This is a genomic window from Prevotella sp. P5-50 (assembly GCF_002251295.1).
Taxonomy (GTDB): Bacteria; Bacteroidota; Bacteroidia; order Bacteroidales; family Bacteroidaceae; genus Prevotella.
Genome location: NZ_NPJA01000022.1, coordinates 1 through 23,033, shown reverse-complemented (window position 1 = coordinate 23,033; position 23,033 = coordinate 1). Strand labels below are relative to the sequence as shown.

The window sequence follows — 23,033 nt, the reverse complement described above, 5'->3', positions numbered from 1 at the left end:
ACGACAATGATGCATACTACTACATTTACCCACCGGATGTTTCTGTTGCTGTCAGCCTTGTTGCTGTTGAGTCAAATATCCTTTGCTGCACGCCATAAGCAAAAGGTGGCTGTCACTCGCGAGGACATGAAGCGCGTCTATGACGAAGTACGCACACCTTATAAATATGGTATGGTGGTGGCTCCCGCCGATAATGGTCATAAGATTGACTGTCCTACGGTGTTCCGCGAAGGCAATCGTTGGCTGATGACCTATGTGGTGTATAACGGTAAAGGCGGACTTGATGGACGTGGCTATGAGACATGGCTGGCATCGAGCGACGACCTCTTACACTGGCAAGTGGAAGGTCGATTGCTGAGTTATCGCGATGCCGGATGGGACATGAATCAGCGTGGTGGATTCCCTGCACTTATAGACTGGACATGGAATGGCAGTTACCGCATAAACACCTATAAGGGCCATCACTGGATGACCTATATTGGCGGGCACGGCACTGGTTATGAAGCAGTACGCGAACCTTTACATATTGGATTGGCATGGACTGCAGGCGATGTCAGCAAAGCCCACGAATGGGAGTCGCTGTCGCGCCCGGTGATGTCCATCAACGATAAGGATGCGCAATGGTGGGAGAAGTTGGTACAATATAAAAGTACGGTATATGACGACCCCAAGCGCACGCTGGGCAAGCGTTTTGTGATGTTCTACAATGCCGGCGGCATCAATCCATCCAACCAACTGAAAGCTGAGCGCATCGGTATAGCCCTTAGCAACGACATGAAACACTGGCAGCGCTACAAGGGCAATCCCGTTTATAGCCATGAAGCACCCGGCATTATCACGGGCGATGCACAGATTGTGAAGATGGGTAACCTTTTTGTCATGTTCTATTTCTCTGCTTACAATCCGTCTCGTCGCTACAGTGCCTACAATACCTTTGCCGTCAGTCGCGACCTTATCCATTGGACCGACTGGGACGGTGAAGACTTGATAATCCCCTCAAAGCCCTACGACAACCTGTTTGCGCATAAGAGTTATGTGGTGAAACATGATGGTGTAGTCTATCATTTCTACTGTGCTGTCAACAACGACCAGCAACGTGGCATTGCTGTGGCTACCAGTCGGCCGATGGGACGGTCTTCTGTCCACTTTCCAAAAGCCGAGAGGAAAGGTTGCCGCCAAGTGACCAACCTCAACGAAGGATGGCAGGCACGCCTGTCGGGTAAGGGCAAGAAGGAGGCTATAAAAGTCAATCTGCCCCACAATTTCGATGACTATTACGGCTACCGACAGTTGCGCCATGGCAATCTGCACGGCAATGCCGACTATACCAAAACCATCGAATGTAAGAAACAAGCAGGTCGCCGCTACTTCCTTCAGTTGGAAGGCGTGGGCACCTATGCCACAGTCAGCATCAATGGTCATGCCTATCCGCGAGAACTGGTAGGCCGTACGGTCTATACGCTCGATGTGACCGATCGTTTGAAAATGGGCACCAACCAATTGTCCATCCATGTGGAGCACCCATCTATGCAGACCGAGTCACCCTGGGTGTGTGGTGGTTGTTCGTCGGAATGGGGCTTCTCTGAGGGCAGTCAACCATTGGGCATCTTCCGCCCCGTATCGCTCATCGAGACCGACGAGGTGCGTATCGAACCGTTTGGTGTACACATTTGGAACAACAACACCTGTGATTCGGTATATATCGAAACCGAGGTGAAGAACTACGGCAGTTTGCCAGCCACCTTCGAACTCGTCAATAAGTTCACGTTAGCCAGTGGCAAGCAACTTTTCCGACAGAGCGATACCTTGACTTTGCAACCCGGCGAGACCCGCATGATAGCCCGTGCTGAGGCTGTGGCAGATGCACATCGATGGAGTTTGACAGATCCTTATCTCTACACCTTGGTATCTATGATCAAGCGGCAAGGCAAAACTACCGATGAGGTACGCACGCCTTTCGGCATAAGAAGCATATCTTGGCCCGTACTGCGCCATGATAACGATCCCCGATTCTATCTCAACGGTCAGCCAACCTTTATCAATGGCACCTGTGAATACGAACATCTTTTAGGTCAGAGCCATGCGTTCTCCAACGAACAGATACGTTCACGCATGAAAATGATACGCCACGCCGGATACAATGCCTTGCGCGAAGCCCATCAGCCCCATAATTTGCTTTATCAGCAACTTGCCGACGAACAGGGAATGCTCTTCTGGAGTCAGTTCTCAGCCCATATCTGGTACGACACACCGGCATTCCGACAGAACTTCAAACGCTTATTGGTGAGATGGATAAAAGAGCGTCGCAACTCGCCGAGCGTAATCCTTTGGGGACTGCAAAACGAAAGTGTGTTGCCCAAAGACTTTGCCGAAGAGTGTTCTGCCATTATCCGTTCACTCGACCCCACCTGTCATGACCAGCGTGCCATTACCACTTGCAATGGCGGTGAAGGTACCGATTGGAATGTGGTACAGAACTGGAGCGGCACCTATGGCGGTTCTGCCGACAACTATCATCAGGAGTTGTGTCGTCCCGACCAGTTGCTCAATGGTGAATACGGTGCTTGGCGCACCCTTGATCTGCATGGCGAAGCAAAATACAGTGAGGAAAAGAGCACCCAACTGCTTACTACCAAGATGCGCTTAGCCGAGCAGGTTGCCGACAGCGTCTGCGGTCATTTCCAGTGGATCTTCGTTTCTCACGACAATCCCGGACGCGTGCAACCCGATGGTGCCTACCGCCGTATCGACCGTGTGGGCCCCATCAACTACAAAGGCCTGCTCACCATCTGGGAAGAACCATCGCTCGCCTATACCACCATAGCCCAAAGAGGAAAGAACAACACCCCGTCGCTCCGACTCACAGCCGCCGACCATCAGACCGATTGCCTGCGTGCTGCCGAGGGCTACCACTATCTCTATCGTATCAACTGCGGTGGCGATTGTATGACAGATGAATATGGACAGCAGTGGCACGCCGATGATCAGCGCTACTGGCACTCGTGGGCACAGGACTTCAAGAACATCGATCCGCGTCAAGCCAGCCAACGCCACATCACTGATACCATACGCGGAACACAGTCAGCAAGCCTCTTCCAGTATTTCCGCTTCGGTCGTCACCGTCTTTGGTACGATTTCCCTGTTGCCGATGGCGATTATCGATTAGAGCTATACTTCGCAGAACCATGGCACGGAAAGGATGGGGGAGAACACGATGACTATGAGGGATTGCGCATCTTTGATGTAGCAGTCAACGATTCGGTTGTTATCGACGATCTCGACCTGTGGGCAGAGGCAGGCTATTGTGCCGCCACCAAACGTGTGGCGAATGTTCATGTGGAGGGCGGTCATCTGCGCATTTCGTTCCCAGAGGTTAAAGCCGGACAGGCTGTTATCAGTGGCATTGCCATCGCTTCACTGCAGCCAGTGGTTGAACCTCCCCACGATTGTCGTCCGACATGGCAAGCGCTCGATACCGACACCATAGCTCGACTGCCCCAAGACCTTTTGCCCAAGGACACAGAGACTCGTCCTGCCGTGGCTTACAAACCGTTGACAACCCCTGCCGAAGGTCAGGTTGCCGCCACGCAGTTTGTCATTCAACCGGGTCTCGGACAGGAATATGCGCTGCGTTTCCGCTATAAGAACACGACGGGCGCACCTGTTGTGGCACGCCTGACCATTGTTGATGCCAAGCAGATTACGCTGGTGGATCGCAAGATCACCTTCCCTGCCACGCCCAACAAGTTTAAGATGCTCTCCACCACCACCGGAACACAGATCAATGCGGGCACCTATACCGTCACGGTAGAGTCGGCAGACGTATCGTTTCGCGAACTTGAAATACAATAAACGATGATTCGTTTCCCATACACTATACTCATGTCAACGATGAAGAATCCTATCCTGCGCCTCGTGCTGACCGCCACGTTCTGTTGTGGCATGGCGCTGCAGACTGCCACACCGATAGTGGCACAATCCGTATCATCCTTACCCACACGTGAACACCACGATTGGGAAGACCACCATGTGTTGCAGATCAACCGCGAAGCACCTCGTGCCTATTTCATACCCTTTGCCGAAAAGCCCGGCGACAGCCGTTTGTCGCTCAACGGTGCATGGCACTTCCGATGGGCCAAGACCCCTCAGGAGCGCATAGCCGACTTCTATCGCACCGACTTCGATGCATCGTCATGGCAACGGTTGAACGTGCCTGCCAACTGGGAGGTTAATGGATACGGCACCCCCATCTATGTGTCGGCAGGTTTTCCCTTCCGTATCAATCCCCCTTACGTTACTGATGAGCCGAAAAAAGACTGGACTACTTATGAGGAACGTAACCCCACAGGCCAGTATAAGCGCACCTTCCAGTTGCCTGAAAAGTGGCAACAGGGTCAGACCTTCCTGCGCTTTGAAGGCGTGATGAGTGCGTTCTACGTATGGGTCAACGGCGAGCGCGTGGGCTATTCGCAGGGATCGATGGAACCCTCGGAGTTCAACGTGACCCCTTATCTGCATTGCGGTGAGAACCAAGTGGCAGTCGAGGTGTATAAATACAGCGACGGTTCCTATCTCGAAGATCAGGACTTCTGGCGCTTTGGCGGTATCCATCGCGACGTATTGCTCTACCACACTCCCGATGTGCGACTTCGCGATGTTGCCATTCGAACTTGTTGCAACAATCTTTCCGATACCCAATGGACGTTGCAGATAGACCCGCAGTTCTCGGTCTATCGTGGCGAGGATGGCGAAGGCTACCGTTTGGCAGCCGTATTGACCGATGGCGGACAGACTGTAGGTAGCGATACTGCAGATGTGGCAACGGTGCTCGACCTCTCACACAAGGCAGTCCGCATGAACGAATGGTATCCACAGCGTGGGCATCGCAAGTTGGGACGCATGACGATGACGGTTTCCCGTCCACGATTGTGGAGTGCCGACTATCCCCATCTCTATGACCTTCACCTGGTATTGTTGCGCCCCGACGGAAGTGTGGCAGAGCAAGTGAAGGAGCGTGTGGGTTTCCGAAAGATAGAAATCAAGGGCTGCGAGATGTTTATCAACGGTCATGTGGTAAAACTGCGTGGTGTGAATCGCCACGAACACGACCCCCATACAGCTCGTGTGATGAGTGAAGAGCTGATGGTCAAAGACCTCTTGCTGATGAAGCAAGCCAACATCAATGCCGTGCGCCTGTCGCATTATCCCAATTGTCCGCGTTGGTATGAGTTGTGCGACTCTATCGGCATGTTTGTGATGGACGAGGCTGACTGTGAGAGTCACGGATTGCGAGGCACCCTGGCAAGTACTCCCGACTGGGCACCCGCCTTTCTCGACCGTTGCATCCGCATGGCGGAGCGCGATAAAAACCGTCCTTCGATTATCTTTTGGAGCTTGGGCAACGAGAGTGGCTATGGTCCCAACCATGCTGCCATGGCAGCTTGGCTCCATGAGTTCGACCCCACACGCCCCGTTCACTACGAAGGAGCGCAGGGCCATTACCCCGACCTTTACGACCCTAAGACCGTTGATGTCATCAGTCGCTTCTATCCACGGGTGCGCCAGGAATATCTCAATCCCGGCATACCTGAGGGCTCCGACCGCGAACGTGCTGAGAATGCACGGTGGGAGCGACTGCTCGATATTGCCGATGCAGGCGATACCCGCCCCATATTGACCAGCGAATACGCTCATGCGATGGGCAATGCGATGGGCAATTTTCAAGACTATTGGGACGAAATCTACAGTCATCGCCAACTGTTAGGCGGTTTTATCTGGGACTGGGTAGATCAGGGAATACTCCGTGGCGATAGTGTTTGCTATGGTGGCGACTTTGGTGATAAACCCAATCTGCACGCTTTCTGCCTCAATGGTGTGGTGCGCAGTCAGCGCGAACTCACTCCGAAATACTATGAAGTGAAGAAAGTTTATGCGCCAGTATGCTTCCGTCGCGAGGGCAACACCATTCGGGCTGCTGTGCGATACAGCGAGATTCCACTCTCAGAATACCGCTTTACATATACTGTGACTGACAATGGACGACCCGCTGCACAGGGCACATTCGCCGAAACGCTCTCGCTCGATGGCTTCGCCCGACTGATCAATCGCCATGCCGATCACGACATCCGACTCACTGTCGCCGCCCATCGCAACGGTATGGAAGTGACCCACGAACAGTTCCCACTTGCCGATCATCTCTTGGCAATGGCATCCTCCGCAAATAAGCGTCAGTCGCCTATCGTCTCACTGGCAGACATACGCCTGCAAGCATTCCGTGCACCGACCGACAACGATAAGAGTTTTGGCAACTGGTTGGCAAAGGATTGGAAGCGACAGGGCCTTGATACCGCACAAGTGGTAGTGACTGACGGAGGCAGACGACAGGAGATACGACTGCCCGAAGGCACCATCACGATGACAGCCGAACAGCAAGACGATGAATACGAACTGACCTTCACCTGTCAGGGAACGCTGCCCGAACTGCCCCGACTGGGCATTGTCATGGCTCTGCCCGATGATTACAACCGAGTGGAATGGTACGGACTCGGACCATGGGACAACTATCCCGACCGACAGGCTGCCTGCACCATAGGCAAGTGGACTTCCACCGTGGCAGAACAATACACCCCTTATGCGCGTCCGCAGGATTCTGGTAGTCACGGATCATGTGCCTATGTGGTGTTGCGCAACGGTGCTGGCAAGACAATACGCGTTGAAGCCATAGGCGAACCCTTTGCGTTTAGTGCCTTACCCTATTCCGCGCGCGAGTTGGCCACAAAAAACCACCACTACGAACTGCGTCCCGACGGTCATACCTACCTGTCTATTGATTGTGCCGTGTTAGGACTTGGCAATAGTTCGTGTGGTCCCGGTGTGCTGAAACGCTACGCCATCGACAAATCGACAACCCACCGTTTGCGCTTCCGCATACGGTAACCATAAGACAACATTTCCCTTTATCAAACAGTCAAAGACGTCAGTTGCAGTCTGAAACAATATCGCTTCCACCTTGCAACTGACGTTTTCTCGTTGTGTCCGTGACGTTCCCTCTATGTGCATGTGATGTTCATAGCAAAGCAAATTCAATGAATTTCCTCAGCAATTTCAATGAATTTGCTGACCAATTTCAATGAATTTGCTGAGAAAAGTGGCTTCTATGATGTTGCAAGGTGTTGTTTACCAGTAAATTATGTAAGTTTGAAAAGATTGCTGAAAACGATGCTTTTAGCCTGTAGAGCATCAATATAATAATAATAATGAACGTGCGTGCGCGTGCGTAGCATGTTGCATTTCACTTCTTCTATGATACCCAACATAATACGTGGACGGTTGTCTTCATTCTTGAGTGAACAGTGTCTGAATCATGTAATCCACTTTTTTTTGAAAAAAGATAGTAGAATGTTTGGTTATATGCATAGAATTGTATAATTTTGCACCACATTCGTATAAATATACTTAGCACTATGAAAGTCAAAAACGACCGTTTAGAGGCCCTCCGCATGATAATTTCCAGTCAGGAACTCGGTAGTCAGGAAGAATTGCTGACCGCCTTAAAGCAAGAAGGCTTCACGCTGACACAGGCAACTCTGAGTAGAGACTTGAAACAACTGAAGGTGGCAAAAGCTGCTTCCATGCGTGGCAACTATGTCTATGTGTTGCCCAACGACACCATGTACAAGCGCGTCAGCACTCCGCACAGCGTGCGCGAGATGTTGCAGGTGCCTGGTTTTTTGAGCATCAACTTCTCAGGTAACATTGGTGTGATCAAAACCCGTCCGGGCTACGCCAGCAGTATAGCCTATAATATCGATAACAGCAATATTGACGACATCCTCGGAACGATAGCCGGCGACGATACCATTCTGATTGTTATCAAGCAGGGCGTGCATACACAGCAGGTGATTGACGCGCTGAGCGAAGTTGTGCCTAACATGAAATGACGAAAGATTAATACAGACCGAAATAGTCAGTTGAACGAAATAAATGGAACAGACAGACAATAAGGAAATAGAAGTGATTGTGGCAAGTCCGGAGCATGAGGTATATGTAGATACCATCCTGCAGACCATCGCCGATGCTGCAAAGGTGCGCGGCACCGGTATTGCAAAGCGTACACACGAATATCTTGCCACGAAGATGAAAGAGGCAAAGGCTGTAATAGCCTTGTCAAACGGACGTTTTGCAGGATTCAGCTACATTGAGACATGGGGAAACAAAACTTATGTGACAACCTCAGGACTCATCGTACACCCCGATTTCAGAGGCCTCGGAGTGGCAAAACGCATCAAAGACCTCACCTTCTCGCTCGCAAGAGTGCGCTGGCCACATGCTAAGATATTCTCGCTCACCAGCGGAGCTGCCGTTATGGCGATGAACACACACTTGGGCTACCAGCCCGTGACCTTTGCCGACCTCACCGACGATGAATCGTTTTGGCGCGGTTGCGAGGGTTGTGTCAATGTAGATGTGCTTCACCGCACCGGACGAAAATACTGCATCTGCACCGCCATGCTATACGATCCCGAAGAACACCTGCCCGTGAAAATCCCTGAGACAGTGCTCGAACGTATTAAAGCAATGGACGGAGTAAAATAGGAAACAACGTCCTCAGCCCTTCCTACCGACAACGCCAAGCGCCACAAACCCTAAGGAAAGGACCGGGGAGAAACATGGAAATAAAAACAAAAAAACGAAGAAAGATATGGCAAACAAGAAAGTAGTAGTAGCTTTTTCAGGAGGTCTTGACACCTCTTACACCGTGATGAAACTGGCACAAGACGGTTGGGACGTCTATGCCGCATGTGCCAATACTGGCGGTTTCAGCCCAGAACAGTTGAAAACCAACGAAGAAAACGCCTTCAAACTGGGTGCTAAAGCCTACGCAACACTCGATGTGACACATGAATACTATGAGAAATCGCTCAAGTATATGATATTCGGAAACGTGCTCCGCAACAACTGCTACCCCATTTCGGTTAGTTCTGAGCGCATCTTCCAAGCCATTGCCATTGCACGCTATGCCAAGGAGATAGGTGCTGACGCCATTGCCCACGGTTCTACAGGTGCTGGAAACGACCAGATCAGATTTGACATGACCTTCCTCGTGATGGCTCCCGGAGTGGAAATCATCACCCTGACACGCGATAAGAAACTGACCCGTAAGGAGGAAGTTGACTTCCTCAACGAACATGGATTCTTTGCAGACTTCACCAAACTGAAGTACTCTTATAACGTAGGAATATGGGGTACCAGTATTTGCGGTGGCGAACTCCTCGATCCAACACAGGGATTGCCCGAAGAAGCATATCTCAAACACGTCACAGCAAAGGATGCTGAGGCTACGCTGAAAATCACTTTCGACAAGGGTGAAATCGTTGCTGTCAACGACGAGAAGTTTGACGACAAAGTGAAAGCCATTCAGAAAATTGAAGAAATAGGTGCAAGCTACGCCATCGGACGCGACGCCAACGTGGGAGACACCATCATCGGTATCAAGGGAAGAGTAGGTTTTGAGGCTGCTGCACCTAAACTCATCATCGAAGCACACAGACTGCTGGAGAAATCAACACTCTCTAAATGGCAGCAATACTGGAAAGACCAAGTTGCCAACTGGTATGGCATGTTCCTCCACGAGAGTCAGTATCTCGAACCCGTCATGCCTGATATGGAAGCCATGCTTACTTCAAGTCAGCGCAATGTGACCGGAACAGCTATTCTGAAACTGCGTCCTTACGGTTTTGAGACTATCGGCGTAGATTCTGACAACGACCTCACCAAGTCGAAACTCGGCGAATATGGAGAGACACAAAACGGATGGACTGCCGACGAAGCCAAGGGCTTTATCAAGGTGCTCTCTACACCACTTCGCGTCTATTACGGTACTCATCCCGATGAGCGCAAATAATCACAGCATAACAATACAATAGATTCTAACAGCAAGGATATGGAACGAAAACTCACTTTGTCGCCCGACAAAAAGATTGCGGGCGTATGTGCAGGAATTGCCGAATACTTCGATTTCGACCCAACACTCGTAAGATTGGCATGGCTGGCGGCTACTGTCTTCACTTGTTTTAGTGGGGTGATATTCTATATCATCTGCTGGATCGTTATACCAGACAGACAATTATGATTAAGATAGGAATACTTGGCGCAGCAGGTTACACGGGTGGAGAACTCATCCGTGTGCTGCTCAATCACCCTGAGGCAAACATCGTGTTCGCCAATTCAGAAAGCAATGCAGGCAACCTTGTAAGTGATGTTCATGAAGGACTCATAGGCGATACCGAACTGAAGTTTACCGACCAGATGCCGTTCGACGAGGTTGACGTGGTGTTCTTCTGCTTCGGTCACGGAAAGAGCGAGGCGTTCCTCAAGGAACATACCATACCCACCAACGTGAAAATCATCGACCTGGCACAGGATTTCCGCATCAAAGGCAGCCACGACTACGTATATGGATTGCCCGAAATCAACCACGACGAGATTGCCACCGCACAACATTTGGCTAATCCGGGATGCTTTGCCACAGCTATTCAACTGGCACTTCTGCCTGCTGCCTATCTCAATCTGCTGAAAGAAGATGTGAGCGTCAATGCCATCACGGGCAGTACTGGAGCCGGACAGAAACCCGGAGCCACCACCCATTTCTCATGGCGTGCCGACAACCTCAGCATCTACAAACCTTTCCAACATCAGCATATTGCCGAAATCAGACAGTCGCTGAAACAGGTGCAGGGCTATCTTGATGCCGATATAGACTTTATCCCCTACCGCGGAAACTTTGCCAGAGGCATCTTCTGCACCGCTGTGGTGCGTACACCAGCTCCGCTGGAGGATGTGAAAGAAGCGTATAAAGACTTCTACCGCCATGCGGCTTTCACGCATGTCAGCGACAATCCCATCGACCTCAAACAGGTGGTCAATACCAACAAGGCACTGGTTCATGTGGAGAAATATGGCAACAAACTCCTCATCACCTCTGCCATCGACAATCTTCTGAAGGGTGCTGTGGGACAAGCGGTGCAGAATATGAACATCATGTTTGGTATCGATGAACACGCAGGCTTGAGACTTAAACCCTCTGCCTTCTAACAATAAAATAAATAAAACATATATGAAACTCTTTGATGTCTATCCATTGTTCGATGTAAATATCGTCAAAGGTAAAGGATGCCACGTTTGGGACGATAAAGGACAAGAGTATCTTGACCTCTACGGAGGCCATGCGGTCATCTCTATCGGCCATTCACATCCACACTATATCAATAAGGTAAACGAACAACTGAACAAACTGGGATTCTATTCCAATTCGGTAATCAATAAACTGCAAGTGGAATTGGCAGAAAGACTCGGTCGCATTTCGGGCTACGACGACTATCAGTTGTTCCTGATCAATTCGGGTGCTGAGGCTAACGAAAATGCCTTGAAACTCGCATCATTCACCAATGGACGCACAAGAGTGCTTTCGGCTGAGAAAGCATTCCATGGACGTACATCGCTCGCAGTAGAGGTTACCAACAATCCGAAGATTATTGCGCCCATCAACAATAACGGTCACGTGACCTATCTGCCACTCAACGACCTCGCAGCATGGGAACACGAACTCGCTAAGGGAGATGTCTGCGCTGTCATTCTTGAGTGCATACAAGGTGTGGGAGGCATCAAACTCGCCACTGCCGAATTTGCGCAAGGACTGCAGAAACTCTGTAAAGCGCACGGCACCATACTCATCTGCGATGAAATACAATGTGGATACGGAAGAAGCGGTAAGTTCTTTGCACACCAGTGGTTGGGCATCAGACCCGACATCATCACCGTGGCAAAGGGCATTGCCAACGGATTCCCGATGGGTGGCGTACTGATTTCGCCAGAGTTTAAACCCGTATATGGACAACTTGGAACGACTTTCGGAGGTAACCATCTGGCTTGCGCAGCAGCACTCGCCGTACTTGATGTGTTTGAAGAGGAGCATCTTGTCGAGAATGCCAACGAGGTGGGAGAGTATCTCATCGGTCGTCTTCGAGCAATCAACAACCCGCATATCCTCGATGTGCGCGGTAGAGGAATGATGATTGGCGTAGATCTCGATGTGCCACATAAGGATGTCAGACAACCGCTCATCTATCAAGAACACTGCTTCACAGGTTGTGCAGGAACCAACGTACTGCGTCTCTTGCCACCACTCTGCCTCACCAAAGCAGAAGCAGACCTGTTTATCGATAAACTCAATAAAGTTTTCGCAGCATTATGAAAATTACCATGATAGGTGCTGGAGCCATGGGGGGCGCCACCGTAGAAGGATTGCTTAAGGCTAAATCCTTCAAGCAGGAAGAGATTACAGTGGCCGACCCAACGGCTGAAGTATTGGAGAAATTCAAGGCAATGGGAGTCAATACCACGACAAACAATGCTGACGCAGCCAAAACGGCTGATATCGTTTGCGTGTGTGTGAAACCTTGGCTCGTTGATACTGTATTGGCTGGTATCAGAGCAAGCATACGTCCAAAAGACCAACTCCTGGTGGTTATTGCAGCAGGAGTAACGCCGGAACGGGTGCGTGAGGCACTGCCCGAAACACCGCCATTCTTCCTCGTAATCCCCAATATCGCCATTGCCCAATTGGCATCAATGACCTTCATGGTGTCCGTAGGGGCTGACGATGCACAGACCGCAACCGTCAAAGGAATATTCGATGAGATGGGTAGTACACTCATCACTGACTTTCAACATCTGGCAGCTGGAACTACGCTTGCCTCTTGCGGCATTGCTTATGCCATGCGTTACATCCGCGCTGCTTCTGAAGGCGGCGTGGAACTTGGTTTTAAAGCGGATGTTGCTAAAGACATCGTGATGCAGACTGTTTTGGGTGCTGTCAAACTGCTGCAAGCAAGCGGAATGCATCCCGAACAGGCCATCGACTTGGTGACTACACCGGGTGGAGTGACCATCAAGGGACTCAACGAGATGGAACATGCTGGCTTTACCTCTGCTGTCATCCGCGGACTGAAAGCCGGACTGAAATAGTGAAACCGTCTGACAAGATTGTAATACGCTAAAAGTAAATAATAACACGATTATACACAAAAACAATGGACGAACAATTAAAACAAATCGGTGAACGACTCAGAGGATTGCGCGACGTGCTCGATCTTACGGCAGAGGAAGTGGCTGAAACCTGCGGCATCGATGTGGATGTATATGAAAAGATAGAACGCGGTGAAGTGGATATTACCATCTCTAAACTCATGAAGATTGCACGAAAATATGGTGTGTCGGCGGAAGAACTGATGTTTGCTGAGGCACCACGCATGAAATCATATTTCGTAGTGAGAAAAGGACAGGGCATGAGCGTGGAGCGCACAAAGGCCTATAAATACCAAAGTCTGGTCAGTGGATTTGTTAACCACGATGCGGAGGTGTTTATCGTGACCGTAGAACCCAAGCCTGAAGCACACAAAATCTATAAGAATACTCACCTCGGACAGGAGTTTAACCTCGTACTCGAAGGGTCAATGGATCTCTTCATCGGCGATAAAACCATACGCCTGGAAGAGGGAGACAGCATTTATTTCGATTCAGGAAAACCTCACGGCATGCTCGCTGTAGGCAACAAAGCAGTAAAATTCCTCGCCTTCGTGGTTGAGAAATAAGGAGGCTACAAACAACACACTGGGGACTTACAACACACGAAGTGCTTGGAGTTTCCCTTTACGCAGTAAAAACACAACAAACATGATTGAAAGATTTTTAAAGCAGACACACTTCGAGTCTGTGGAAGACTATAACAAACATCTGGAATTTATCATTCCCGAAAACTTCAACTTCGCCTACGATGTGATGGATGTGTGGGCGGAAGAGGCTCCTGAAAAACTCGCCATCCTCTGGACTAACGACCAAGGAGACGAGATTCGCACAACATACGGAGAACTCAAAGAGCAGACTGACCAGGCGGCTTCATACCTATTGACATTGGGCATCGGGAAGAATGATCCTGTCATGCTGATACTGAAGAGACGCTATGAATGGTGGGTCATCATGCTTGCTTTGCATAAGATTGGAGCCATCGTTATTCCGGCTACTCACATGCTGACCAAGCACGATATCGTTTATCGCAATACGCGTGCAAGTGTCAAGGCGATTATATGTGTGGATGATGCCTATGTGACCGAACAGATTAAATTGGCAATGCCGGAGAGTCCTACCGTTAAGCTACTCATCACCGTTACTGACCATGGTAAACCCATTCCTGAAGGTTTCCGCGACTGGCAGTCGGAATGGAAAAAGGCACCACACTTCGTGCGTCCTGCTTTCGTCAATACCAACGAGGACACGATGCTGATGTATTTCACCAGTGGTACAAGTGGTGAACCGAAGATGGTGGCACACGACTATCTCTATGCAATGGGACATCTTACAACGGGTGTGTTCTGGCATAATCTGCACGAAAACTCACTCCATCTGACTGTTGCTGATACGGGATGGGGTAAGGCGGTATGGGGCAAATTCTACGGACAGTGGTTTGCCGGAGCTACCGTGTTTGTGTTCGATCATGAGAAATTCAATGCTGATACGCTGCTCAGACAAATAGAGAAATACCACGTCACTTCGTTCTGTGCGCCTCCTACCATCTATCGCTTCATGATTCGTGAAGACCTCTCTAAATACGATCTCTCATCGCTGGAGTACTGCACCACGGCTGGTGAAGCGCTCAATCCGGCAGTATTCGATAAGTTTAAAGAAAAAACTGGTATTCAGATGATGGAGGGATTCGGACAGACTGAAACGACTATGACACTGGGAACCATGCCTTGGATGACTCCGAAACCGGGTTCTATGGGAATGCCTAACGCACAGTATGACATCGACCTGATTAAACCTGACGGTACGCCGTGTGAGGATGGTGAGAAGGGAGAGATTGTCGTACGTGTGGGAGACCGCAAACCTATCGGTCTTTTCAAAGAATACTACCGCGACCCGGAACTGACTCGCGAAGCATGGCACGATGGTGTTTATCACACGGGCGACATGGCGTGGCGCGATGAAGATGGCTACTATTGGTTTGAAGGACGTATCGACGACGTGATCAAGTCGAGTGGTTACCGCATCGGTCCGTTTGAGGTGGAGTCGGCACTGATGACTCACCCTGCTGTTGTGGAATGTGCCATTACGGGTGTTCCTGACGATATCCGTGGTATGGTGGTTAAGGCTACAGTCGTATTAGGAAAGGAATGGAAGGATAAAGCGGGCGATGAGCTCGTCAAAGAACTGCAACAGCATGTGAAGAAGGAAACTGCTCCGTATAAGTATCCGCGTATCGTTGAGTTCGTTGATGAGTTGCCTAAGACCATCAGCGGAAAGATTCGCCGCGTGGAAATACGTAAGAAAGACTCGGAACAAAAGGGATAAATCCGTTGAACACCTTATAGAAATGAAAAGAATTGTAGTGAAGGTGGGTAGCAACGTGCTGACCCGTAAGGATGGTAAACTCGATGTCACGCGTATGTCGGCATTAGTCGATCAGATTGCATGGCTACGACAACACGACCATGAGGTTATTCTCGTGTCGTCGGGTGCTATGGCGAGTGGACGCGGAGAAATCAAGGTGGATCATCTGCTCGACTCTGTAGAACAGCGACAACTGTTTTCTGCTGTGGGACAGGTCAAACTCGTCGGACTCTATTACGACCTCTTTCGGGAGTTTGATATCCATATCGGACAGGTGCTGACCATGAAGGAAAACTTTGAACCGGGAGAACAATACCAAAACCAGCAGGCATGTATGAAGGTGATGCTCGAAAACGATGTGTTGCCTATCGTCAATGAGAACGACACGGTGAGCGTCACCGAACTGATGTTTACCGATAACGATGAACTGTCGGGACTCATCGCGCAGATGATGAATGCGGAGACGCTGATCCTGCTCTCTAATATCGATGGTATCTTCACTACTCATCCCGACGACCCTGCCGCCCAACTCATACGTGAAGTGGCACCGGGACGGGACCTCTCTGAATATATTCAACCTGAAAAGAGTGCATTCGGTCGTGGAGGAATGCACTCGAAATACACCACGGCAACGAAAGTGTCGCAAGCGGGTATCAGGGTGATTATTGCCAATGGTGAGCGCGATAATATCCTCGTTGACTTGGTCAACAACAAGGTGGAAGTGCCACACACGGAGTTCGTACCACTGGTGAAAGCATAACAATCTGTTGTTTGAAGAAAACTATGGAAAAACTGTTTCAAGATGTAAAGAGGGCCAGCAAAACACTATCGGCTCTGACTGACGAGCAACGCAACTCCATCCTATTGGATGTGGCGGAGGCTATCGTGGCGCAGCAGGATACGCTGTTGGAGGCTAATGCTAAGGACTTGGAGCGCATGGATGTGAAGAATCCGCTCTACGACCGACTCCAACTGACGCCACAACGACTGGAAGGTATTGCGGCTGATATGCGCAACGTGACGAAACTGCCGTCGCCTCTGGGGCATAACAGTCATCAGCGAACGCTCCCCAATGGGTTGAGACTTCATCGCGTGACTGTGCCTTTCGGAGTGATTGGCATCATCTATGAGGCGCGGCCCAATGTGACGTTTGATGTCTTTGCCCTTTGTTTCAAGAGTGGCAATGCCTGCGTTCTCAAGGGTGGACGCGATGCTGACGACTCCAACCGTGCTGCCGTTGCACTCATCCATGAGGTGTTGAAGCGTCACAATATCGATGAAAATACCGTATCGCTGCTGCCTGCCACTCATGAGGCTACTGCCGAAATGCTTAATGCCGTGGGATATATTGACCTCTGCATTCCACGAGGCGGAAGAAAACTCATCGATTTCGTGCGCGATAATGCTCGTATTCCTGTCATTGAGACGGGGGCTGGCGTGGTCAATACCTATTTCGATAAAGGTGGTGACTTGCAGAAAGGACAGGCTATCATCCTTAATGCTAAGACGCGACGGGTATCGGTTTGCAATGCGCTCGACTGCCTGATCATCCATCAGGAACGACTTGCTGACCTCCCACAACTGGTGGCTCCGATGGCGGAGAAACAAGTGACTCTCATTGCAGATAGTATGGCTTACAACCAACTCAAAGGGCATTATCCCGATACGCTCCTGATGCCTGCCACCGACGATTCCTTTGGTACGGAGTTTATGGACTATAAACTCGCTATTCGCACCGTAGCATCTATTGATGAGGCACTTGCTCATATCGACCTGTATGGCTCTGGACACAGCGAGTCTATCATTACCGAGGATGAGGCTGCCGCACGGCTCTTTCAACAAAAGGTGGATGCAGCTTGCGTCTATTGGAACGCACCAACCTCGTTTACTGATGGGGCACAGTTCGGATTGGGCGCTGAGATTGGAATCTCTACGCAGAAACTCGGACCGCGTGGACCTATGGGACTCGACGAGATTTGCACCTATAAATGGATTATAGAGGGTGAGGGACAGACTCGAAACTAAGACATTTCTTTTTATCATCAATTATCATAACCTGTATGAAAAGTTTTATCAACGTACAAGATATCGGTCCGCTGGAGAAAGCACTGGCCGAGGCTAAAGAGATTAAGAACGATCGTTTCAAATATCAGCATCTGGGCAAGAACAAGACACTGCTGATGATTTTCTTCAATAATTCACTGCGCACGCGTCTTTCTACACAGAAAGCTGCTATGAACCTGGGCATGAATGTCATCGTGCTTGATGTCAATGCGGGTGCATGGAAACTTGAAACAGAGCGTGGAGTCATCATGGATGGCGATAAGAGTGAACACTTGTTGGAGGCTATTCCGGTGATGGGGTGCTATTGCGACCTTATCGGTGTGCGCTCATTTGCTGGATTGTCTGACCGCGACTACGACTATGCTGAGACGGTTCTCAACCAGTTTATCAAGTATAGCGGAAAACCGGTCTTCGCCATGGAAACGGCTACCGTGCATCCCCTGCAGGCTTTCGCAGACCTCATCACTATTGAGGAGTATAAGAAGAAACAACGGCCTAAGGTGGTTCTCACATGGGCACCTCACTGCCGTGCATTGCCGCAGGCTGTGCCTAACTCATTTGCGGAGTGGATGAATGCTGCCGATGTGGATTTCGTGGTGACTCATCCTGAGGGCTATGAACTCGATCCGAAGTTTGTAGGTAATGCTCGCGTGGAGTACGACCAGCGTAAAGCGTTCGAAGGTGCGGACTTTATCTATGCTAAAAACTGGAGTAATCCGGGCGTGACCAATCCTGCTGACTATGGTAAGATTACATCGAAGGATATGAGTTGGACGGTCGATGAACAGCACATGGCGTGGACCGACCATGCTAAGTTCATGCACTGCCTACCTGTGCGCCGTGGTCTTATCGTTACTGACAATGTTATTGAGAGTCCGGATAGCATCGTTATTCCTGAAGCTGCCAACAGAGAAATTTCATGTTCGGTTGTGATTAAACGTATGTTAGAAAGCATGTGATTCTAACACCTTATTATAATTAATGCAGCGAGGCGGATCCATCATGAATCCGCCTCGTATTGCTAATATTCTATTGCCTCCGTTCTTTGCGTATTTCAGCAAAGCCCTTATCTTATCGTCAAGACCTTGCTTACCACGCCATCTGTAGTGTTCATCTGCAGCACTACGGTGTCGAGAGGTGTTGTTTCGGGCAACAGGATGCTCACGTAGCTCCGGTCTGTATAGTATTGTGGAATATTGTTCTGATCGTGCAACAGTCTGTAGTGCATGGTGTTGCGTCCGTTTGAATGACAGATCAGCGTATCTTGTGCAAGGGCAATCTTATGGAGTGCTGAATTAGAATCAGAGACTCCCGACTTCAGCAGCAATGCCATGTTCACATAGCGGTGGTTGTCTGACACCCACACACTCTCGTAACCCACAGGGTCATCTGCCATATTCTGCAGTTTCCTATGCTCTTTCGCACGGAGGGTGGGTACACCTCCCAATGCCCTGCATTTGGCAACTCCGTTGCCCAAATCATCGAAATATACGATGGCACGGTATGTGGAATCAGCTTTTGAAGCCCATGTAGCGAGGACAGGAGTTTCAAACATATAGTGCTGACCCTTGTCGGTCACGAAGTCGAGGGCTTTCTTTTCTTCTCCGATACTTACATCAACCAGTTCGGCTTGCATATCGGAATAAGGGCCATCGCCCTTGTCGTAAGCATCGTTGGTGCATCCGGAGAGTAGGGCTCCCAGGCAACAGGCAACGGCTACTGCGGTGTGTCGTGGCTTCCACGACAGGAGGTGTGATTCTTGTTTCATTATTGTAGGTGTTTCTTTATCCAGACCATCTGTCCGTATTCCGTAGCATCGCTCGTCCAATGTTCGTTGATGGGGGTGATGAGCGACTCTTTCTCGCAGTTCAGCGTATTCCATACTGCATAACTGGTGGTTGGCGGACATGTATTATCATTATATCCCCATGTCATATAGGTGGTGGCTTTCACCTTACGGGCAAAGTTCACCACATCGTAATACGCCATGGTAGAGATATTGGAAGGGGTGTAGAGTCCTGTCATGCGATTGAAGTGGGGATAACCGCCGGTGCGTCCCTTCTCCGTATAGCCTGCCATATCGCTGAGCGCTGGATGGTTCACCACACAGAGGTTCACGCGTTTGTCGAGACCTGCTGCCACGAGGGCGAGGGCTCCGCCCTGACTGCCGCCTTGTACCGCAACATTCCGTCCATCCCATTCGGGTAGTGAGGTGAGCAGGTCAATGCAGCGCACCAAGGCGAGATAGACGTGCTTCATATAGTATCGGTCGCGGTTGTCTATACCGTTTTCCAAATATCCTGTCGGGTCGCTGTTGAAGGCGCGGCTGATGTCATCGAAAGTCTCCTTGGCCAGTCGGGGATCCAGTCCGTGAATTTCTATCTCCAGTCGGATGAAACCGTTCTCTGCGTAGTATTTATGTCGCAATGGCTCTTTGATGGTCTTGATGCCGGCTCCCGGAGGACAGAGCACTACGGGATGCTTGCCTGGCTGCGCGTTTTTGGGGTAGAAGAGGTAGCCATAGACGCATTGTTTGCGACGGCTCACGGGAATTTTCACCAAATAGCAATCCACCTTATCGGTGCAGTATTCCTTGGCAATCTCCTTGGTGTAGCTGAGCGGAATCTTTGCCAGTTCGTCGAGGTTGCCTTGCCAGAAGGTGTTGAAGTCTTTGGGCTCTTGTGTGAAGGGTTGTATCTTCTCAGGTGAGAATCCTACCTTCACATGGTGGGTGTAGCTTTGTCCGTCCAGTTTCATGGTCAGCACGACATCACGGAATCCTGGCGTTTTCTTCGTTCCGATATTGATTTTGGCACGTCCGTTCTTCAGCGTGACGGTGCCTTTTGTATCTGTTCCCAACAGGTCGTTGCCCACGGTATAGGTCACCTCGCCGTTTCGGGGTATTCCGTATTTATAGAATTGTATTTCTATGTTTGCCTTCTCGCCGGTCTTGTACAACCAGTCGGCATGGTCGGGCACGGTTACCCATAGGTAGTCGCTGCGGTACGGATAGTTTTCTGCTCCAGCCATCAGTGTGACAACCGCCATTAGGGCGATCATCATCATTCGTTTCATTGTCGTTTTGATGTTCATCGTTTTGTAGTTGTTTTTTGTAGTATTGTTTGTTGATAGGGTCTATTTACTCTTGATAACCATAACAAAACCGCCACGTGGCTCACAGACTATACGGCCTTTTCTTTTGCTGTTGATGTGCCACGGTGACGAAGCATTCCCTGAATCGGTAAAGACGGTTGTCGTGGTTTTCTTACTACCGATAAAGTCGATGTTAAATTCCAGCGTCACCCGCTCGTTGGTTCCGTTGATTCCTGCCACATACCAGTCGCGTCCTTTCCTCCGTGCCATCACTACTTGTTCTCCGGGGTAACCTGCCAACAGGCGTGTCTCATCCCAGGTGGTGGGTAGCGAACCGATCAACTGCTTCACCTGTTTCGGTTGCGTCAGATAACTCTCAGGACGGTCTGCCCAGTGGAGCAGTCCCGATTCGAAGAGTACGGCAAGGGCGAGCTCGTGCGCATGGGTGGTGATATGAGGGTGTTGCGAGTCGGAGAAGGTACAGGGTGTATAGTCCATCGATCCCACAATACCGCGTGTGAAGGGTAGTGTGGCGTTGTGTGCTGCTGCTTTGTCTGTCAGCACAGGGCTGTTGTTGTACCATTCAGCACCATAGACAGCTTCCGTCGATAGCAGGTTGGGGTAGGTGCGTTGCCAACCGCGTGGCAGTGTTGCACCATGGAAATTTACCATCAGATGGTGGCGGGCTGCTGCCTCCAACAGGTCGATGCAGTATTGCATAGTCTCTTGTTTGTCGCCGGCAAAGAAATCTATCTTCACGCCAGCCACTCCTTGTTGTTCTAACCATGCAAATTCGCGCTCTCTGCGCTCTGGCGCATTGAGGCGGAAGTGGGGACCTGGCGCTCCGTCTTTCCCCAACCATGCAGTAGAGGAATTATACCAGATCAGCACTTTTACACCTTGCTTTTGCGCATAATCCAGTGCGTCGCCTATCGTTCCGCCGTTGCCCATCTCGTCCCATTCTGCATCTATCAGCACGTAGGGCAGGCCAAGGGCAACCGCCATGTCGATATATTGACACACAATCTTGAAGTCACGACTGCCGTGGTTGTGGGCCCAGTAGATCCACGACACACCACCCGGTTGAATCCATGCCGTGTCTTTCAGTCGGCAGGGCGCACTGACATCCGTTACGAGTGTTGAGGCTACGAGATCTTCCAGTCCGCCAATCAGGGCAAGACGCCAAGGAGAAACCCATCTTCCTGAGGTGTTCTGTCGTTGTTCGTCAGCCACCACACGATAGTCGGTTGCTTGTTTGTCGTTGTACAACGATGCAGCACTATGCCCACCGTCTATTCCTGCCTCCGTCAGCAACATCCATGTCTTTGGAGCGGCTTCCACCAAGGCGGGGAAAGCCCATCGGTGGTTGTTGTCGTTGCCGGTAGTGGCGAGTGGATAGAAGTCCTCATAGGGTTCGTTCCATTTCTGCATCCAGCGCTTGGTGCCCTCATCAATCCGGAAGGTCGTATGTTCTGTTGTGACACGTGTGTGCAACAGGTTATCCATCTCATAGCGCAGGGCCACACCGTCGTTATAGAGTCTGACCACCAGTCGTTGTTGGCGTTTGACATCATCCTCAAACGTATAGACCACTTCGCGTCCGTGATTGGTGCAGATAGATTTCTTTCCCACGATCATCGCGTAGGTTTCAAACACAGGGTGTGGATCACTCGTATCCACCAGTCTCAAGTGGTGTCCAGCTCCGTCTTTCGTCTCTACTCCAAACTCTGTGATGGTTGTCACGTGATGTGTCATACTGTTTTTATCCTGTCGGTAACTGATGTCGAAGGCTGTGATTGAATCGCCTGTTGTGATGGTGTTCCAGATGATGCAACCGTTTGGCGATGTAAAAGAGCGGTTTGTTAGCGTCGCTGCCCATCCGTTCACCGCAGCCGTTGCGATGAAAAGGAAAATGGCAATGTATCTTTTCAGAATAGTTTGATTCATAGTTTTGTGATAAGTTATCTGTTCAGCACGCAAAGATACGCTTTTTTCACCGCAATACCAATAATTTTCCCCAAAAACACAACTTCCATCGCGTAGCGATTTCCGCAAAGCCCCGCCCCGTTCATTGCACATTTCCGCAAAGCCAGCCCCTATTCTTTGTGTTTCCTCATAGCTCTTCCATCCAAAATCTCCCCGTTCTTTGCACATTTCCGCAAAGCTTCCCTCTAAAAGTGAAACTTTGAAATAGCGGCATTGGTGCGTTTCGGGTGCTTTTTCAGCCATCGGAAATGAAGAGAAAGATTTGTGCGCGTCCACACGTCCTTTATATATAATAAATAAGGAGTTCCCGTTTTTTGGCTTGACAGAAATCAATCTCTGCAAAAAAGTTTCATGCAATCTGCATTTTTTTTCTCGAAAAAGTTTGGTAGTTCAGAAAAAAGCCGTACCTTTGCATCCGCTTTCAGGAATACAACACCTGACAA

17 protein-coding genes are annotated in these 23,033 nt (G+C 50.1%); 14 read left to right on the top strand and 3 right to left on the bottom strand.

The window, feature by feature from the left end; all coding sequences use genetic code 11:
- Window positions 1-9 precede the first annotated feature (9 nt).
- From CIK88_RS05850 to CIK88_RS05785, 14 genes are all read left to right on the top strand, one after another.
- Entirely contained in the window at window positions 10-3,852 is a 3,843-nt protein-coding gene (locus CIK88_RS05850) for a malectin domain-containing carbohydrate-binding protein (protein ID WP_371591517.1), read from the top strand.
- 90 nt (window positions 3,853-3,942) lie between these two features.
- On the top strand, window positions 3,943-6,936 hold the full coding sequence (locus CIK88_RS05845) for a glycoside hydrolase family 2 TIM barrel-domain containing protein (protein ID WP_094435273.1): 2,994 nt from the start codon (window positions 3,943-3,945) through the stop codon (window positions 6,934-6,936).
- A gap of 527 nt (window positions 6,937-7,463) precedes the next feature.
- Window positions 7,464-7,940, top strand: coding sequence for an arginine repressor (gene argR / locus CIK88_RS05840; protein WP_094389721.1), 477 nt, complete (start codon window positions 7,464-7,466; stop codon window positions 7,938-7,940).
- A 43-nt stretch (window positions 7,941-7,983) separates the two neighbouring features.
- Entirely contained in the window at window positions 7,984-8,595 is a 612-nt protein-coding gene (locus CIK88_RS05835) for a GNAT family N-acetyltransferase (RefSeq protein WP_094435165.1), read from the top strand.
- A 106-nt stretch (window positions 8,596-8,701) separates the two neighbouring features.
- On the top strand, window positions 8,702-9,904 hold the full coding sequence (locus tag CIK88_RS05830; protein ID WP_094389742.1) for an argininosuccinate synthase: 1,203 nt from the start codon (window positions 8,702-8,704) through the stop codon (window positions 9,902-9,904).
- Window positions 9,905-9,943: 39 nt separating this feature from the next.
- Entirely contained in the window at window positions 9,944-10,132 is a 189-nt protein-coding gene (locus CIK88_RS05825) for a PspC domain-containing protein (protein ID WP_094389723.1), read from the top strand.
- Complete coding sequence (gene argC, locus CIK88_RS05820; RefSeq protein WP_094435163.1) at window positions 10,129-11,094, top strand: N-acetyl-gamma-glutamyl-phosphate reductase; 966 nt, start codon at window positions 10,129-10,131, stop codon at window positions 11,092-11,094. Before CIK88_RS05825 ends, argC begins: the two co-directional genes overlap by 4 nt.
- Before the next feature lie 22 nt (window positions 11,095-11,116).
- Entirely contained in the window at window positions 11,117-12,253 is a 1,137-nt protein-coding gene (locus CIK88_RS05815; RefSeq protein WP_094389725.1) for an aspartate aminotransferase family protein, read from the top strand.
- Entirely contained in the window at window positions 12,250-13,026 is a 777-nt protein-coding gene (locus tag CIK88_RS05810; RefSeq protein ID WP_094435161.1) for a pyrroline-5-carboxylate reductase, read from the top strand. Before CIK88_RS05815 ends, CIK88_RS05810 begins: the two co-directional genes overlap by 4 nt.
- Window positions 13,027-13,091: 65 nt before the next feature.
- On the top strand, window positions 13,092-13,652 hold the full coding sequence (locus CIK88_RS05805) for a helix-turn-helix domain-containing protein (protein WP_094389727.1): 561 nt from the start codon (window positions 13,092-13,094) through the stop codon (window positions 13,650-13,652).
- A gap of 82 nt (window positions 13,653-13,734) precedes the next feature.
- Complete coding sequence (locus tag CIK88_RS05800) at window positions 13,735-15,408, top strand: AMP-binding protein (protein WP_094389728.1); 1,674 nt, start codon at window positions 13,735-13,737, stop codon at window positions 15,406-15,408.
- 22 nt (window positions 15,409-15,430) lie between these two features.
- Window positions 15,431-16,207 (top strand): glutamate 5-kinase, encoded by a 777-nt coding sequence (gene proB / locus CIK88_RS05795; RefSeq protein ID WP_094435159.1) that lies wholly within the window; start codon window positions 15,431-15,433, stop codon window positions 16,205-16,207.
- 23 nt (window positions 16,208-16,230) lie between these two features.
- Window positions 16,231-17,472 carry a glutamate-5-semialdehyde dehydrogenase gene (locus CIK88_RS05790; RefSeq protein ID WP_094435157.1) on the top strand — a complete coding sequence of 414 codons (1,242 nt, stop codon included), beginning with the start codon at window positions 16,231-16,233 and terminating at the stop codon, window positions 17,470-17,472.
- A 35-nt stretch (window positions 17,473-17,507) separates the two neighbouring features.
- Window positions 17,508-18,470, top strand: coding sequence for an acetylornithine carbamoyltransferase (locus CIK88_RS05785; RefSeq protein WP_094389731.1), 963 nt, complete (start codon window positions 17,508-17,510; stop codon window positions 18,468-18,470).
- A gap of 107 nt (window positions 18,471-18,577) precedes the next feature.
- Here the strand turns inward: CIK88_RS05785 and CIK88_RS05780 are convergent, their stop codons facing one another.
- Genes CIK88_RS05780 through CIK88_RS05770 form a run of 3 tightly spaced genes read right to left on the bottom strand, consistent with a single transcriptional unit; the run spans window position 18,578 to window position 22,551 of the window.
- Entirely contained in the window at window positions 18,578-19,279 is a 702-nt protein-coding gene (locus CIK88_RS05780) for a NigD-like C-terminal domain-containing protein (protein ID WP_158214648.1), read from the bottom strand.
- Entirely contained in the window at window positions 19,279-20,586 is a 1,308-nt protein-coding gene (locus CIK88_RS05775) for an acetylxylan esterase (RefSeq protein WP_094435271.1), read from the bottom strand. The genes CIK88_RS05780 and CIK88_RS05775 overlap by 1 nt, the downstream gene beginning before the upstream one ends.
- Window positions 20,587-20,646: 60 nt before the next feature.
- Window positions 20,647-22,551: a glycoside hydrolase family 97 protein gene (locus CIK88_RS05770; protein WP_094435153.1), complete on the bottom strand. Its 1,905-nt coding sequence runs from the start codon at window positions 22,549-22,551 to the stop codon at window positions 20,647-20,649.
- Window positions 22,552-23,033 lie beyond the last annotated feature (482 nt).

Excerpts from the sequence above, each read along its gene's own strand:
- CIK88_RS05850 (WP_371591517.1), top strand. The coding sequence starts at position 10 with ATGCATACTACTACATTTACCCACCGGATGTTTCTGTTGCTGTCAGCC.
- CIK88_RS05845 (WP_094435273.1), top strand. The coding sequence starts at position 3,943 with ATGGCGCTGCAGACTGCCACACCGATAGTGGCACAATCCGTATCATCC.
- argR (WP_094389721.1), top strand. The coding sequence starts at position 7,464 with ATGAAAGTCAAAAACGACCGTTTAGAGGCCCTCCGCATGATAATTTCC.
- CIK88_RS05835 (WP_094435165.1), top strand. The coding sequence starts at position 7,984 with ATGGAACAGACAGACAATAAGGAAATAGAAGTGATTGTGGCAAGTCCG.
- CIK88_RS05830 (WP_094389742.1), top strand. The coding sequence starts at position 8,702 with ATGGCAAACAAGAAAGTAGTAGTAGCTTTTTCAGGAGGTCTTGACACC.
- CIK88_RS05825 (WP_094389723.1), top strand. The coding sequence starts at position 9,944 with ATGGAACGAAAACTCACTTTGTCGCCCGACAAAAAGATTGCGGGCGTA.
- argC (WP_094435163.1), top strand. The coding sequence starts at position 10,129 with ATGATTAAGATAGGAATACTTGGCGCAGCAGGTTACACGGGTGGAGAA.
- CIK88_RS05815 (WP_094389725.1), top strand. The coding sequence starts at position 11,117 with ATGAAACTCTTTGATGTCTATCCATTGTTCGATGTAAATATCGTCAAA.
- CIK88_RS05810 (WP_094435161.1), top strand. The coding sequence starts at position 12,250 with ATGAAAATTACCATGATAGGTGCTGGAGCCATGGGGGGCGCCACCGTA.
- CIK88_RS05805 (WP_094389727.1), top strand. The coding sequence starts at position 13,092 with ATGGACGAACAATTAAAACAAATCGGTGAACGACTCAGAGGATTGCGC.
- CIK88_RS05800 (WP_094389728.1), top strand. The coding sequence starts at position 13,735 with ATGATTGAAAGATTTTTAAAGCAGACACACTTCGAGTCTGTGGAAGAC.
- proB (WP_094435159.1), top strand. The coding sequence starts at position 15,431 with ATGAAAAGAATTGTAGTGAAGGTGGGTAGCAACGTGCTGACCCGTAAG.
- CIK88_RS05790 (WP_094435157.1), top strand. The coding sequence starts at position 16,231 with ATGGAAAAACTGTTTCAAGATGTAAAGAGGGCCAGCAAAACACTATCG.
- CIK88_RS05785 (WP_094389731.1), top strand. The coding sequence starts at position 17,508 with ATGAAAAGTTTTATCAACGTACAAGATATCGGTCCGCTGGAGAAAGCA.
- CIK88_RS05780 (WP_158214648.1), bottom strand. The coding sequence starts at position 19,279 with ATGAAACAAGAATCACACCTCCTGTCGTGGAAGCCACGACACACCGCA.
- CIK88_RS05775 (WP_094435271.1), bottom strand. The coding sequence starts at position 20,586 with ATGAAACGAATGATGATGATCGCCCTAATGGCGGTTGTCACACTGATG.
- CIK88_RS05770 (WP_094435153.1), bottom strand. The coding sequence starts at position 22,551 with ATGAATCAAACTATTCTGAAAAGATACATTGCCATTTTCCTTTTCATC.